This is a genomic window from Pseudoalteromonas sp. Ps84H-4 (assembly GCF_024124645.1).
GTDB lineage: Bacteria > Pseudomonadota > Gammaproteobacteria > Enterobacterales > Alteromonadaceae > Pseudoalteromonas > Pseudoalteromonas lipolytica_C.
Map to the genome: position 1 here is coordinate 1 of NZ_JAMXSK010000042.1, position 16,381 is coordinate 16,381.

Below are 16,381 nucleotides of genomic sequence, written 5' to 3' on the forward strand. Positions count from 1 at the left end.
AAATCAAAACACACCGCCAAGTGAAAGAGCCGTAAAAACTTCACGCGCTTTAAGTCAGAAAAAAGACTAGTTACCTCTTGCTTGACTCGCCCTTGAAAGGGTGAGATTGCGCAAGCCTAATGTTCAATGGCGATGTTTTTTGGCTTGACTCTTTAACCTTAAACATTCGCCAACTTTACTTCTTAGCTGATATTCCACCTTGATAGGTATACACCAGACTGGCACCGACTGAAAACAAGAAGTAGCTTACTATTACTGCTCTTAGTTCTTTCCAAAAAACTATTAGCTAGGCCTTTCCTAACATAACTAAAATGGTTTAAATCCCAAAAAACGAAAGCTACCATCAATATAGTTGCGGTAGCTCTCATCAAGTCAATATAGTATTTCTTCACATCAGAGCCAGAACTTGATACCTGCAACAAAAGCAGTATCACGCGTACTTTGCCCATTTAACTTCGCAAAGTCGGCTGTATTACCAAATTTATTTGTCCACTCAACGCCAACATAGGGAGCAAACTGGCGGGTAAACTCATAACGAACCCGAAAACCAATAGCACTGCTAGATAAGCCACTACCAAGGTTATTTTGGACGTCATCCTTACCGTAAAGCGTCAACTCTGCTCGTGGTTGAACAATTAACTTTTGAGTAAGTAATAGCTCATACTCAGCTTCGATCGAAAATGCACTATTACCTTGCTCTCCTAAATACGCAGTCATATCAATTTCAAACCAGTAGGGGGCTAGACCTTGTAAACCAAAAGCTAGCCATTTGCGGTTTTCACCTTCGTTATTGTAATCAAGTCGAATACCGACTTGTGTATCCCAATAAGCAGATATTGCGTGGCCCCATAGAAAATCTGTTTGGTTCTCCTCTAAATTACCTTCGCTAAAATCTCCCTCAGTTTTGATGACTAATCTATCAAAAGTAGTGCCATACCATGCCTGAAAGTCAAAAACACCTGCGTTTGTTTGCTCATTATATTCAAGACGATCCCCTAGTAGCGCGTAAAATGAATGCTCATCTGCCAAAGTCAGTCGTTTGTCGCTACTGAGTGCATAAGGACCTTCAGTCAAAGTTGTACCTGCTGCATAAGCATGGGGGTCTCTAGCATCTTTAGGTGCATCTCCACCTTGTGCTTGCATTTTAGAATCACCCATCTCAGTCATCTCATCTTTTGCAGATACAGATACACTTATAAGGGGCAAACCTATTAATAATAGTCTTAACGTATTGGTTAGTATTAATTTTTTCATGATACAACTACCTCTCTAAACATACCTGCATCCATGTGGAATAATAAATGGCAATGCCATGCCCAGCGACCTACGTCATGAGGTGTTGTTAAAAAACTAATTCTTTGCGCTGGTTGTACAGGGATAGTATGGCGACGAACCTGTACATCACCTTTTTCATTCTCCAAATCGCTCCACATACCATGCAGGTGCATGGGATGTGTCATCATTGTATCGTTTTGTAAAATAACTCTTAAACGTTGATTATGCTTCATGTGAACTGGCGTGCTTTTTCCAAATTCCAAGCCATCAAATGACCAGCTATAACGCTCCATGTTTCCAGTTAAATGTAATTCAATTTCAGCCTCTGGCTCTTGCTGGTTTGTAATTCCCTCAAGAGAATGTAAATCTGCAAGTGTTAAAACACGGCGTCCATTTTTACGTAAACCTATACCGGGATCATCAAGGTTTGTTCTAGGCATATCAACACGCATATCAACAGAAGCTCCATACTCTGTTTTTGCATGACGCACTTTAGTGCTAGCAACAGCTAATGGGTTTTTAGTCATTCCATGTTTACTATGATCCATTGCCATCGCTCCATGACCCATTGCACTATGATCCATTTTATTAGAATTCATGCCCGACATGTCTGCCATACCTGCCATCGCGGAATGCTCACCACCTTGGGCCATATTCCCCATCATATCTGTCATCGTTAACCATTCAACGGGATCTAGAGCAGGTACTGGTGCATCAATATTAGGTGCCATTGATAAAGTACCTTTAGCATAACCTGAGCGATCCATGCTTTGTGCAAAAATCGTATATGCATCATTTTTTGGCTCGACAAGTACATCATAAGTTTCACCGGGACCAAATCTAAATTCATCTACTGTCACAGGTTCAACATTTTGTCCATCAGCTTGTACAACTGTTAACTTCAGCTCAGGTATTCTTACATCAAAAAACGTATTGCTAGAACCGTTAATAAATCTAAGCCTAACCTTTTCGCCAGCTTTAAACATTCCACGCCAGTTTGTCAAAGGCGCACAACCATTCATTAAAAAAGTCATTGCAGATGCTGATAAGTCTGCAAGATCTGTAGGGTTCATTCTCATTTTATTCCACATTTCCCGGCGTTGTAGCGCATTTGAAACGCTGCTATTTGAAATGTCATCAAAAAACTCTGGAACAGTAGGTTGATTAAAGTTAAATACATCGCTCTGTACTTTTAACTTGCGAAACAAATCCATTGGGTCATCATCAGTCCAATCAGACAATTGGATGACATGCTCATTGTCAGCACTAATAATATCCTTTTCTCTTGGCTCAATAATTAATGCGCCGTACATACCTGTCATTTCTTGAAAACCACTGTGTGAGTGATACCAATATGTGCCGCTTTGTTGCAGCTTAAATTTATAAACAAAGGTTTCACCCGGCATTATACCTTTAAAGCTAATACCCGGTACGCCATCCATTTGATACGGAAGAATGATCCCATGCCAATGAATTGAACTCGGCACTGATAATTTATTCGTTACCCTGATAGTAACGTCATCACCTTCTCTGAGGCGCAAGGTAGGAGCTGGTATTGAGCCATTGATTGTTGTAGCCATTCTTACAACACCTGTGAAGTTTACTGGTGACTCATCTATCACCAGATCTATGACTTCCCCACTTAGTTCGGGCGCAGTACCTGTTGAAGTTCCAGCAAGCAAAGATGAAGCTGCATGAAGAACACTTGGAAAAGCAGCTAATACACCGCCAGCAGCTAATCCTTGTACAAAGCGTCTACGTGGCGTAGAAACTTGATGTAATGGATTGTTGTTTCTCATTTTACTCTCCGTTGTTTGACCAATAAATTAATGTGACCAATGAATGTGCTTAATCTTCCATTCACCATTTTGTTTTTCCAGCACCATCGTTTCCATGCCTTGATAATCGCGTTCAACACCTTTATGAGTACCTGTAGTTTGACTGCGCGACGCAGAGATAGCGGTATTTCCAAGTATCGTCACTTGATGTTCAAGTGTGTCGCTCTTCATCGCTGCTAAATACTTCATATCCGACAACATATGATGATGAGCATATTCATCAGCGCTCCTTTCAACGCGGCCTCCCTCGAAGATGGTGACATCATCCGCTAACTGCGCTCTAGCCTGTTTTTGATTGCCAGTTTCAAGTGCTTGATGAAATGCCAAAACAACTTTTGCGGCTGGGGTATCTATACCTTTAAACAAACCTTTGTCTTTGTTCTTATCACCATGAGCGTTTGCTGCGAAACTAAACGTCATTAATAAAACGAGTAATATATTTATTGTTTTCATTTTCATTCTCTCTTTTAGGTTTTAATTTGCAGGGCCAACAACACTAGTAAGCCCAGCCGTTACAGATAAAATGGCAAAAGCTACTACCATTTCTATCGAGATAGATTTAGATAAAGCCTCTCTGCCTTGACTATTTTTAAGTTGTGGAACGAGTATTAGTTTATGTTTAGCAGCAAGTGCCAAAATAGACACTACAAGGGCCAATTTAAACAACAGTGTTTGTCCGTAACTTGAGCTTATTAGTGCATCAAGACTTCCGACCAATTGAATCACGAGCCAGAGGCCTGCTACCAACAATAGGCTCAATGTAAAACTTGCTTGTTTGCCAAAGCTTTCCATCAGCAAATGAAGTTCTGCATAACTTAGCTGATGGCAAGCCTGTTTTAGTGGCAATAACGCCCCAAACCACCATGCCATAACGAGCACATGCAAAATAAGCAAGCCTTTTTCAATTGTGCCTAACTCAGAAATATGACCCAGTAACGTGAATGAGTATGCAAGGATTAATAAACTCAACATTAAAGCGCTTTGTTTTAAGTACGAGTTCACAGCGAGTTTGAACCTTAAAGCTAAAGCGATTATTGCGGTAACTAGCCCAAGCGCTCGAAGCAAAGCTCCAGTGCCGACAGAGGAGTCCCACATAATAGCCAATATATCAGCGTCTATCGCCCCCTGAATTCCCTCTTCTGCCATTGCACCAGTACTGGCAAAGAACCAAGTAATATTAGCGATCAAAGCCATAACTATATAAGTTCTTGTACACGTTAAATTCGCGATTACAGCATTAGTATGAGATTCATTATTCTCAAATATTTGCCTGAAAAATGTATAACCAGCAATACAGGCAAAGCCGACGTAAAATACAATTTTTGACAGTACAATGACTGTATTCCAGATATACATTTCCATATCAATCACACCGCCTATTTTAGTGAACCATAAAGCCGAAGCTATGTTTCATTTTATGACCATCGTTACCTAAGAAGGTTACATCCACAGCATAGTTTGCAGGAGCTAATTTAGGTAGTTTCCATGTAAATTTGCTAGTAGCGACTTTAGAAGGCTCGAATCCAAATTTAAATTCTTCGCCTTGTTTATTGGCCAATGAAACTTTTACAACCCGTACCTCTTTGGTGAACACCAAAGTTAACTCTTCTGGAGGATTCATTAGCATTGCATTATCAGCAGGCACACTTTTTTCAAGATGCACATGCGCAAATACCGCACTACTAAAAACGACACTGATTACGGTTAAAAATTTAATTAGTTTTTTCATATTTACCTCTATTTATTTAATGGATTAACGACTAAATTTATCTTTGAAAATTTGATTACTTGGAATCCCAGCATCTGTAATTATTTTTTCCACTTCACTCATCATTGCTTCTGGACCGCACAAGTAAAACTCAGCCAAAAGCAGTTCTGATTTTTGGTTCATATACGGCAGAAGTACTTTTTGAACATAGCCTGAGTGCCCTTGCCATTCTTCTGAAGGATTAGAAAGAGTAGGAATATAAGAGAAGTTTTTATGCTTCTCACTCAGTGACTTCAATTCATTATGGTATAGCAAGTCATCTTCAGTTCGCGCACCATAGATAAGAGTCAAACCACTTTTATCTTTATGCTTTTTCAACTGTTCAAAAATAATAGACCTTAGTGGTGCAAGTCCTGAACCCGCACCTATAAACACGCGACTAACTTTTTTATTTGAAGTGGCATAAAAATCAGAAAAAGGGCCTTTTGCAGTTATCGTTTCACCTACTTGGAGTGAACCTAAATAACTTGAACCTATTCCTGCTTTAAAACCATTCTTTGCGGTCTGCCAACGGATATTAAACATTAACTCATCAGACTCCTCGTCAAAGTTAACTAATGAGTAGTGGCGAGTTACACCGTTATGAGAAAATTTTCCATGATAGTAGCTATCCCAGTATTTTTCATAGCACTCTGGCATATCATCTGGACGTAAGCTATTCATCCCTGCTGGCACATCAAATTGCATATATGCACCAGCTTTAAATGCCAACTGTTTGCCTGATTTCAGCTTAAATTTCACTTCCTTGATAAAAGGAGTAATGAAATTAGTCGCAACCACAACTAGCTCATGATTTTCAATATTGCGATCAGTATTAACTTCAATCGAACTAATTTCAGAGAACCTATGCTGACATCCAAGCCGATAACCTTCCTTAAGTTGCTCCTGAGATAAATGTTCCTGTTCAGATAGTGTGATAGGTAATTTAGTTGAACTTAAGAACACGCATTTGCCACAAGTACCGCCACCACCGCAACCTGAAGGAAGGTATACATGTGAACTAGCTAGCCCTTCTAGTACAGTTGAGCGACCAACTGCTGAGATGTCAGTAATAGTATTTTCATTGGAAAACGTCACTGCCACTTTTTGCCTGTTAGTGCCCCAACCTAGCTTCAGTAAACCACTTCGATACTGTTGTATCAGCCAAGTAACACCAGTAATTGAAAGGAATAGCGTTGCAAAAGCAAATGCAATGATCAACCAATGGTTAAATCCTCCAGAATTGCCATAGTCCATAAAGTGAAGCTTCATCATCAGATCTTTCAATCTGAAATCATCATTGGCATGGCGAAGTACTTGACCTGTAATACTATCTAAATAAATAGTTGTATTGTTCTCATCCTCAACGGCAACTTGCCACATAGGATTTTGCTGCCTTACGTGATCAGAAAACGGAGGTTGAGATAACACTGGAGTAGTTAACTTACCCTGTCCTGAGTAGGAGTTTTTTGCCAAAGTTAGTACTTGTTCTTCAGACAAATTAAATGGCTTTCCTGTTACAGCATCAAATAGCTTTGAGTGGCGTTCTTGATAGCTATGCTGCCCCTTATCGAACACAAAATGATAGTAAGGCTGATGTAAAACCCATATAAGGTTTACTTCCTGCGGAGCATTACTAGTAATGTCTTTAATAGGGAATAGGTCAAAGCCTGTAATGCTACCTTCATGATGAGAATGAACTCTAAGTTCATTACCACTGGCTTTACTGTGATCCATCAAATTGAAGTAAAGGCCCGTTCCCAACCAAATAAGCAGTTGTAAACCAACAAATAAAGAAAGCCACTTGTGTATCGTTGTATTTAACTTAAATAGTCGCATCAAATGACTCTCTTTTTATTTGGGGAAAGCACTCGGTAATAAGTCAATACTGCGCCAGTAATTGCTCCCATTAGACCTAGAGTTGCGACCAAGAACAAAAACCAGTTAGATACGTTTTCTCCATCATAGTAATCCATAATGTGGAACCGCCACATCCAATCAAACAATCGCCAGTAATCATGACGCTTGGCAACAAGTGATCCTGTTTGTTGACTTATATAAAATGTCGGTGTGGAGAATTGCTCAAACGTCACTCTCCAAACAGGTAAATGCCTTGGGGACAACTCAGCAGGCAAGTTTGTCGCTGACTTAATCAACCTTATGCTGTCGATTTGATGATTCAGCACATAATGGTATTGTGCGATTTCTTTAGCCTTGGTTTCATCTACAAGGGCCTGAACAGCTCCAGTTTTAGCATCTATTGCTACTTTTCCATTTTCTCCATTAATAAAAGAATACAAAGGACGGCCCATACTTTGAGTAAGTGTAACTTGGCTAGCTTTAGGATAATCCGCAGCTAGCTTTACAATGGAGTAATCCATACTTGCTAAATCTATTTTGGCTTCCTCACTCTTAGCCAAGGTTTCGCCGTGTATATAGTGAATATCCATAGTCACCATATACACACCAGTAATCGACCAGAAAAGGAATTGTATCCCTACAAATGCCATTAGCCATTTATGGTACTTCCTAGCTTTTCTAAGCATTGTTTTTTAGCTCCGAGTTAGAAAGTTCCTTGTTAAAGGCGTTTACTTCGGGCTTTTTAACGATTGAATAAATCGCGGGTAAAACAATTAGAGTTAGCAGGACTGCACTTGTCATCCCACCTACCATTGGTGCAGCAATACGACTCATTACCTCAGAGCCTGTTCCTGTACCATATAAAATAGGCATTAGGCCGATAATGATTGTCGCTACTGTCATCATTACAGGACGAACACGTAATCCAGCACCGTGCAATAAGGCATCTTGATATTCATCTTCTGAGATGAGTTCTGCTCGCTCTTTCGCTTTTTCCTTAAGTTCAGCGAGCGCCTGATTGAGATATACCAACATTATTACGCCAATCTCAACAGCTACTCCAGCCAGAGCAATAAAGCCTACACCAACTGCTACAGAGAAGTTGAACCCTTCTAAATACATCAACCATAACCCACCGATCATTGCCATCGGTAAAGTCACAATGATGATCGCAACTTCGCTAAACGCTCTGAAGTTCAAATAAAGCAAAATAACAATAATGGCGAGCGTCAATGGAACAACGTAAGTAAGCTTGGCTTTGGCTCTTTCCATATATTCGTATTGACCAGCCCAAGTAATCGAATAACCTGCTGGTAATATAAGATTTTTAGCTAAATGCTCTTTTGCACTTTCAACATAAGTACCTACGTCAACGCCCTCTATATCAATGAACGTCCAACCATTAATACGTGCATTTTCACTCTTGATCCCCGGAGGGCCTACTTCTACTTTTATTTCAGCTACGTCACCTAGTGCGATGCGTTGTCCATTTGGAGTGACAACAGGCAAGCGCGACAACTGCTCTGGAGAGTCACGATAATCTTGTGGGTATCGCAAGTTGACAGGATAACGCTCTTGACCTTCTACTGTTTGAGTGACATTCATCCCACCAATAGCAGTTGAAACTACTTGTTGTACGTCATCGATGTTTAATCCAAAACGACTTGCTTTCTCACGAGAAATATCAACTTTGATATATCGTCCACCTGCAACTCGTTCAGAATAAACTGAAGCGGTTCCTGTCACCTCAGGTAACAATTGCTCTATTTGTTGCCCTATCTCTTGAATCGTATTTAAATCAGCTCCTGCTACTTTAATACCTACTGGCGTTTTAATACCTGTTGCCAACATATCAATACGAGTTTTGATTGGCATAACCCAAGCATTCGTCAAGCCCGGAAACTTAACCAACTTATCAAACTCAGCTTTTAAAGATTCTGTTGTAACTCCCTCACGCCACTCTTCTTGAGGCTTCAACTGAATGAAGGTCTCAATCATAGTTAGAGGCGCGGGATCAGTTGCAGTTTCAGCTCTTCCTACTTTACCAAATACTGTTTCAACTTCTGGCACTGTTTTAATTAGCTTGTCTGTCTGCTGTAGAATTTCTCTTGCCTTACCAATAGAGATCCCCGGATATGTAGTCGGCATGTACATTAAATCTCCTTCATCTAGAGGAGGAATAAACTCGCTACCAATCTTATCAACAGGCCAAAAACCGACGATAGTCACTAATATTGCTGCTACAATTGTCGATTTTGGAAACTTCATTACTTGCTTTAAAACAGGCATGTAAATAGCAATTAGCAATCGGTTTAACGGATTTTTCTTTTCTGAAACAATTTTGCCTCGAATAAAGTACCCCATTAATACAGGCACCAATGTTATCGCTAAGCCTGCTGATGCAGCCATTGCATATGTTTTTGTGTAAGCAAGAGGAGAGAACATTCTTCCTTCTTGCGCTTCCAAAATAAATACAGGCAAGAATGAGACTGTAATGATGAGCAAACTAAAGAATAATGCAGGACCGACTTCACTTGCCGCCTTTGAGACTATTTGCCAACGATTTTCATCTGTTAGCGGTGTCTTTTCCATATGTTTATGCATATTTTCAATCATCACTATTGCGCCATCTGTCATCGCACCAATTGCAATAGCGATACCACCTAATGACATAATATTCGCATTGATACCTTGCATATGCATGATGATAAATGAAGCTAAGATGCCAATAGGTAGAGTGACAACTGCAACAATCGAAGATCGCAAATGAAACAGAAATGCAACACATACAATCGCGACGACAGCAAGCTCTTCGAGCAATTTACTCCATAGGTTTTCTACCGCCTCTCCTATTAAGCCAGAGCGATCATAAACCGTAACTATTTCAACTCCTTCGGGTAAACCTTTTTTTAACTCTTCTAATTTGGCTTTTACTCCATCAATGGTTTTTTGTGCGTTTTCACCAAAGCGCATAACAACCACACCACCAACAACTTCTCCTTCACCATTAAGTTCCGCGATGCCCCGTCTCATTTGTGGACCTAAGTTAACTTCTGCCACATCGCCAATAGTAAGCGGCGTTCCTTGTTCGTTCACACCGAGAGGGATCAACTCTATATCTGAAATACTTTTGATATAGCCAGTAGCGGTAACCATGTACTCTGCTTCAGCCATTTCAACAACAGAGGCACCTGTTTCTTGGTTACCACGCTTAAGGGCCATTTGAATGTGACTAAGTGGTATACCGTAGGCTCTTAACTTATCGGGATCGACTTGTATTTGATATTGTTTAACCATTCCACCAACGGCAGCAACCTCTGACACTCCGGGGACAGTTTGCAATTCATATTTTAAGAACCAATCTTGAATACTACGCAATTGGCTAATATCCAAGTTGCCCGTTTTATCTACAAGAGAATATAGGTAAACCCAGCCAACACCTGTCGCATCTGGCCCTAGTTGTGGACGCGCACTAGCGGGTAGTGAAGGGGCTACTTGACTTAAATATTCAAGTACTCTGCTCCTTGCCCAATATAAGTCAGTGTCTTCGTCAAAGATGACGTAAACAAATGAGTCACCAAAAAATGAATAGCCACGAACAGTAACAGCGCCGGGAACAGACAACATTGCAGTTGTCAGTGGATAAGTAACCTGATCTTGAACAACTTGCGGTGCCTGACCGGGGTAATTCGTTTTAATTATTACTTGAACGTCAGATAAATCTGGTAGTGCATCAACAGGCGTATTCTTTATTGAAAATAGCCCACCACCAATCAAAATTAAGGTAGCTAAGATAACAAAGAAGCGATTGCCAATTGACCATCTAATAATTGATTCAATCATTATTTTTCTCCCAACTTAATGATTCGAGTGATCAACGACCGGCTTATTTTCCTTGCCGTGTTGTTCATCTGATTCAAGAGAAATGTCAGTGATAACTAAGTCATCCCTAACCTCAAAAGTGAAAGTGACATTATCACCAACATTGAAATCAACTATTTCTATATTGTCCGCGACGATAAAATCCATCGTCGCAGCAGGTCTATCCCACTTCTCTATTGGGCCTCGGCTAATATTTAGAATCCGTGTATCAATATCAATCGCATTAATTAAACCTGATGCTGTTGCTGATGATACTTCTTCACTCATATCAGCAGGCTCACTCATGATATGAATTCCAGTAACTTCATATCCACCCTCTTCGGTTTTGCTCACTTCAAAGTGCAAAGATTGACCTGACTTTAATGAGTCAATATCGACTTTTTCAGCCACAGTAAAATCCATAACCATTTCAGGCCAATCCCAAGCCTCAGCAGGACCATGAGTAATATTAACCATACGATGTCCCGCCATGACGCTGTTGATTTCGCCTTCCATCCAAACAGAGCTAGGCACTTCGTCATGAGTCATTCGTTTAAAATCAGAGTTTTTACTTGATTCAGAATCAATCAAGAATTGAGCAGATGTCACCACAACATCATCTTCATTAAGACCCTCTAAGATTTCGATACTATCGATATCAACCCGGCCAATTGTCACTTCGATAGACTTAAATTGCCCATCCCCCAAGGCAAGTACAACTCTGTCTTGTTTACCTGTGCGAATGACGGCTTCTTTAGGTACGAGTATCGTGCTATCAGCTTGATTAGCGTGAATAGAGACTTGTGCAAACATGTTTGGTTTTAATTGATAGTCTGGGTTGTCAAACTTCAGTCTCACTCTGAGTGTGCGTGTTTTACTATTCAATGTTGGATAAACATAATCAACGACACCAGCCCAGTCCTCTCCGGGTAAATAATCCAGTGTCATTGATACAGGAAGTCCCTCTTTAATTAAGGCTGCGTCACGTTCAAACACTTCTGCTTCAACCCAAACTTGATCTAGCTGACCAATGCTTAATATGGTGTTTCCCGGCTTTACATAAAAACCCTCTCTAATCTTCAAACCATCAACAACACCTGCCTGAGGGGAGTAAAAGGTGATGTTTTGCTGAACCTTTCGTGTCTTTTCTAGCTTTTGAATAAAGTCTGCTGAAAGCTGTAACGCTTTAAGCCGATCTTTGGCCGCCGCAATTAAGGAACTATTATTGCGCTTTATAGCTATTAATAGTTCTTCTTGCGCGTTAACTAGCTGAGGAGAATATAGTGTATATAGAGGCTGCCCTTTCTCAACAGGATTACCTGCGGCTTTGACGTAGAGCTTTTCTATCCAACCATCTACACGTGGATGGATGTGAATTAGCTTATCTTCATCATATTGAACGTAACCTACGGTTGATATTTCAGTATGCATATTTTTAAGCTCAACAGGAGCAGTGCGAACCCCAAGATTATTCACTACATGAGGCGCGATTTTTACGGCTCCGGGGCCAAAGTCATCACCAGATGATCCTTCTTCATACACAGGAATTAAATCCATACCCATAGGCGACTTACCGGGCTTGTCACGACGGTAATTAGAATCCATCGGTGCAACCCAATACAGCGGTTTTTTCTCTCCTGATGTAGCTTCATTGCCATTACCGCTTGAACCTGTACCTTGATATAAACTTAATGCTCCAGCACCTAGTGCTGCCCCAATGATGATGGCGGCTACTAGTTTCAAATTTGGTGTTTTAGTATTCGTTGACATTATTTTTCTCCAAATTGCTGATTGGATAAGTGTTGATTCATTCTGTGCGAAGTGTGCATTGGCTTATGCTCAGCATTTGAGTTAGTTTGAGAGTACGAAAAGAAATAGTTAATGCGAGCAACTGTTTTAAGTGCGTCAACATCAATTTTTAAGGCTGCTATTCTGGCATTTAATTCTGCGATTCTTGCTCGAACAACTTCGGCAAAATCACCATCATCGTTGGTGTAAGCCGTCAATGACGCTTCAGCTTGGTCATGCGTTTGTTTGAGAAGTTGTTTTTGATAAATAGACTGCCTGTCAGATAAACGTTTAAGCTGTCTAAGCTCCTTTTCCACCGCACTGATCATTTGTTTTGTCAGCAATAATTTCTCGGTTTTTATAGCTTCTGAATCAGCAATAGAAGCTGCAACTTGCTTATCTTGTCTATTCTCAGTGAACAAAGGCAAATCAAACGTTACCCCAACAGAAAATAAATCAGCTCGGCTATCACCAGAAGGCATATTGTCACGATAGGCATAGCTCGCATTGACACCCCATTGCGGCTCATATTGCTGTTTGGCTAACTCAACTCCTTTTTCTGAAGCTTTGCGTTTTACATCAATTGCAAGTATGGCTGGATGATTAGCAAGTTCCTGAGCCAATAGATTTCTTGAGTAATTAGATGCTTTTAGGACTGTTGGATTATTCAGAGTAATTGCAGGTAACTTTTTAGAAACCCTAAACTCTAATGGTTGCGCGTCAAAGTTGAATGATTCATTCAAACGATCCGCATCGTAAATATGAAGCCACTCATTGAGACGAGCGATTGTCGTTTCTAGTTTCTGCTTTTGCGAAGTTAATCTGTCATCTAACTGCACGATTTCCAACTGAGCACGAATAACATCTTGCTGTCTAGTTTTACCAACAACGTTTGAATAGCTAGCTTTAGCCACTTCCGCCATCTGCTCAAAAAGAGACCAATCATCTTCAATCAATTTAATAGTTTGTTGGGCTAAGTAAGCATCTAACCAAAGTTGTGACACTTGGCTTTTCAACTTAGCTTTACGATCCTCTCGTAACAGTGGAAATTTCGTGGACTCAATTTGTAACTGGTCTTTCTTGATCTCTAGACTGTCGCCTCTCGGAAACATTTGAGAGACGCCAACCTTTAGCTGAGTCATTCCTTCCTGATCTAAATCCCAAGTATCTGTTGGTAAATTCATTATCCCTAGCGATACTTTCGGATCAGGCAAAGTACCTGAAGCAATACTTCTATTTTCAACTGCACTTTGTTTCAACCGGCTACCATGAAGCCAAGGATCATTTTGCTGAGCTAAGGTGATAGCTTGTTCAAGCGACACTACTTTCTCAGCTTGAGCTGAGAATACAGATAAGCCGAGTATTAATGCAGTTGAAAGTGAAGTAAGGTTTGAAGAGTTCAATTTCATTAGAATTGCTCCTCGTATGTTTTAACTTTTGCATAGACTTTGCTCGTTCCATCTTTAAATAGAATTAACACGTTGTATGGCATAAAGCGGTCATCGACTTCCATACCGGGAGAGCCAACTGGCATTGCTGGAACTGAAAGCCCAATCGCATTGGGATGTTCTTCTGATAAGAACTGCTGAATAAATTTAGCAGGTATATGACCTTCAAAGGCAAATCCATTTCTACTCACTGCCGTGTGGCATGAACGGTAATTAGGTTTGATACCATACTTAGTTTTGATGTTGCCGATGTTTCGGAAATCTTTGGAATGCGCAACGTTCCCTTTGTCTTCAATATGAGTTATCCATTTTTTACAACACCCACAATTAGGGGTTTTATAAACGATTAACTCCAAAGGTGTTACGTCGTTATTGTGTGCATGGTTATGTTCGTTGGCGTTTGCAAACGCAGGTGAAAGCAGCATTACTACTGCTATTTTTAAATACTTATTGATCATTTTTGCCCCCAGACATCGCTGGAAAATATCTATAGCGCTACGACGCTATATTGACTAACAGAAAAATTAATTACATGTGCGCGAAATTTGGACGCACTAATCCTGTATTAGGCAAAAATTGGTGGACGATAAAGGGAAGTGGAAATTGAATGAGGTTGTTTAGATTGCAGAGCAGCTACAGATTCACTGAATATTTGAATATCTGTCGAATCAATACTGGAATTTAGGACTGTCGTAGATGAGCAAGCATTTGCAGGACAAATACATTCAACGTCACAACAATCTTCTGATTGACCATTACTGCTTTTATTCATATCACCATGGTTCATGTTCATGTTCATGTTCATGTGTGATTCGTGAGAACCTGATGACATTTCGCAAGACATAGCAGAATACGCAAATGCTTGCCCTACAAAGGCAACCAGCATAAGCGTTATTACTAAGACTTTTGAAAATGCTTTAGACATAAAATTCTCAAAAAAATATACATGGCCTATGCTAATACAAATTTTCGAATAAGTAAATTGATGTCATGTAAACATTTATGAATATTTGCTGAGGGATCCCCTCGAATTTGACCATAGTATCAGCTCTTTTCCAGTTTGATGACACCCCAGTCAAACTCTGCGGCCCAGAGCATGACTTGCCGTCTTGCCGCTTGTATCTCTTCTTCAGTTAAGCCCAGCTGGGCGGCCTTTGATAATCGCATTCCCAGGTAGTTAAATGAGAGTACTCGCCGATGTTTGATGCTGTTAGCCTGAAACTGCAAGTGCTTCCCGGCCAGCTCTGCCGCCAGCCCTATCATGTAATGCAACCAATTTGCCAGTGCCGCTAATAGCAACAGCACTTCCAATCGTTCGCGTTTATAAGTACGGTGGGCTTCGCTACCTAAGCCATAGGTCTGGCTTTTCTGGTCGCGGAAGCTCTCTTCTATTTGCATGCGTTTGCCGTAGCATTTGGCAATCTTCGTCGCGTAATCGAAGCAATTGGGCAAGGATGAGACCAACAACCACGGCTCTTTATATTGCTTGTGTTTGTCGGATTTTCGCAGCTTCCAACCGGTGCCCACCAGCACGGCTTGAGTGCGATATTGCTGGGCTTTGGTCAGCTTAACCTCACCCAAGACTTGGGGCGTAGGGCGTGCTTTTTTGTAGGCTTTGGCAACCGTGATATAGGCATCCTGGCCGGGTAGTTGCAGTGTCTGGTTGCCACGAACTCTGGCAATGTAATGCCAGCCGAGCTTACGTATTTGCTTAAACCACGGCACTTTAAAACCCGCATCGGTAATAATCACCGGCTTAAAGTCTGCCGGCAGTACCTGCTTTAACCGGTATAAAAACGCCCTGTGTACGTGTGGGCACGTATACTCGTCCATCGGCACAACAACTTGATGTAACGTCAGTGGGCGACCTTCTAGCGCCAGGCTGGCACGCAGGATAAAATGGCGCTTTTCGGTGTCGGCATTGCTCCAGTCCACTAAAATCAGCGGCTGTTTGCCCTGACGTAGCAAGCGGGTCATTTCGCCATAAATAAGCGGCGCCTCTGCTTGAAGCGCTTCATTTCTTAGCAAACGGTCAGCTCGTTTGATGCCGTGTTTTTCTGACGTTTCACTGTCAAAATTACGGCCGATAGCCGTTACCGTACATTGGCATTCTGCATCAAGCTTTGTACTGCCGCCCCCACAGCTAAAAATCGGGCTTTGTGCATACATTTGGGGGTGACAAATGAGAGGAAATCGGCGAGCATTGTTTTTACATTCATGGTTAGGTGTTTTTGGCGAAAGATCAGATCGGGAACTGCCATGAATGTTCCCTTCGCCTCTAACTATTTGTTTTATCTACGCCATTCGTGGGGATTCGTCAGCTATATTGCTTTAATTAAACTTACAAATACTTTTAGGTACATCTGATATTTGTGCAAGCTATAAATTCGTTGCTCACCATTGACTAGAAGTGTCCGCTTTTGGCACAGACTGTGTAAAAACTAATTTTTAATAAATTGTCTTGGGTATGTTCTTAGTTTGAAACCATTTAAGATGGTTGCGATCGATTTTTTCTCAGTATCGCAATTTTCTCCGCGCGAGCGAAACTGCTATGGCAACGCTAC

Annotated in this window: 12 protein-coding genes and 1 pseudogene; all 13 read right to left on the bottom strand. The window is 40.9% G+C overall.

Annotated features, from left to right (window positions below; translation table 11 throughout):
* Window positions 1-393: 393 nt before the first annotated feature.
* The 13 genes and pseudogenes from NH454_RS21195 to NH454_RS21255 all read right to left on the bottom strand — a co-directional run bounded on the left by NH454_RS21195 (window position 394) and on the right by NH454_RS21255 (window position 16,078).
* Entirely contained in the window at window positions 394-1,254 is an 861-nt protein-coding gene (locus tag NH454_RS21195; RefSeq protein ID WP_004589262.1) for a copper resistance protein B, read from the bottom strand.
* Window positions 1,251-3,074, bottom strand: coding sequence for a copper resistance system multicopper oxidase (locus NH454_RS21200; RefSeq protein WP_039972484.1), 1,824 nt, complete (start codon window positions 3,072-3,074; stop codon window positions 1,251-1,253). The genes NH454_RS21195 and NH454_RS21200 overlap by 4 nt, the downstream gene beginning before the upstream one ends.
* Before the next feature lie 27 nt (window positions 3,075-3,101).
* Window positions 3,102-3,572: a nuclear transport factor 2 family protein gene (locus tag NH454_RS21205; protein ID WP_008467847.1), complete on the bottom strand. Its 471-nt coding sequence runs from the start codon at window positions 3,570-3,572 to the stop codon at window positions 3,102-3,104.
* 15 nt (window positions 3,573-3,587) lie between these two features.
* Window positions 3,588-4,475, bottom strand: a complete 888-nt coding sequence (locus NH454_RS21210) for a CopD family protein (protein WP_063528226.1) — start codon at window positions 4,473-4,475, stop codon at window positions 3,588-3,590.
* A 19-nt stretch (window positions 4,476-4,494) separates the two neighbouring features.
* A complete protein-coding gene (locus tag NH454_RS21215) occupies window positions 4,495-4,842 on the bottom strand; it encodes a copper resistance CopC family protein (protein ID WP_010558032.1) in 348 nt (115 codons plus the stop codon).
* Between the two features lie 24 nt (window positions 4,843-4,866).
* Entirely contained in the window at window positions 4,867-6,699 is a 1,833-nt protein-coding gene (locus NH454_RS21220; protein WP_024596190.1) for a 2Fe-2S iron-sulfur cluster-binding protein, read from the bottom strand.
* Window positions 6,699-7,406 carry a hypothetical protein gene (locus NH454_RS21225; protein WP_008109638.1) on the bottom strand — a complete coding sequence of 236 codons (708 nt, stop codon included), beginning with the start codon at window positions 7,404-7,406 and terminating at the stop codon, window positions 6,699-6,701. The genes NH454_RS21220 and NH454_RS21225 overlap by 1 nt, the downstream gene beginning before the upstream one ends.
* Window positions 7,399-10,563, bottom strand: coding sequence for an efflux RND transporter permease subunit (locus tag NH454_RS21230; protein ID WP_063528224.1), 3,165 nt, complete (start codon window positions 10,561-10,563; stop codon window positions 7,399-7,401). Before NH454_RS21230 ends, NH454_RS21225 begins: the two co-directional genes overlap by 8 nt.
* A 15-nt stretch (window positions 10,564-10,578) precedes the next feature.
* Entirely contained in the window at window positions 10,579-12,351 is a 1,773-nt protein-coding gene (locus tag NH454_RS21235) for an efflux RND transporter periplasmic adaptor subunit (protein WP_235374237.1), read from the bottom strand.
* Window positions 12,351-13,778, bottom strand: a complete 1,428-nt coding sequence (locus NH454_RS21240) for a TolC family protein (RefSeq protein WP_235378252.1) — start codon at window positions 13,776-13,778, stop codon at window positions 12,351-12,353. The genes NH454_RS21235 and NH454_RS21240 overlap by 1 nt, the downstream gene beginning before the upstream one ends.
* The gene (locus NH454_RS21245; protein ID WP_063528221.1) at window positions 13,778-14,275 is read right to left on the bottom strand and encodes a DUF411 domain-containing protein; all 498 of its coding nucleotides are present in this window, start codon (window positions 14,273-14,275) and stop codon (window positions 13,778-13,780) included. The genes NH454_RS21240 and NH454_RS21245 overlap by 1 nt, the downstream gene beginning before the upstream one ends.
* Window positions 14,276-14,382: 107 nt before the next feature.
* The gene (locus tag NH454_RS21250; RefSeq protein WP_235378251.1) at window positions 14,383-14,742 is read right to left on the bottom strand and encodes a hypothetical protein; all 360 of its coding nucleotides are present in this window, start codon (window positions 14,740-14,742) and stop codon (window positions 14,383-14,385) included.
* 119 nt (window positions 14,743-14,861) lie between these two features.
* Window positions 14,862-16,078 (bottom strand): annotated as a pseudogene (locus tag NH454_RS21255) (IS4 family transposase).
* Window positions 16,079-16,381: the final 303 nt, after the last annotated feature.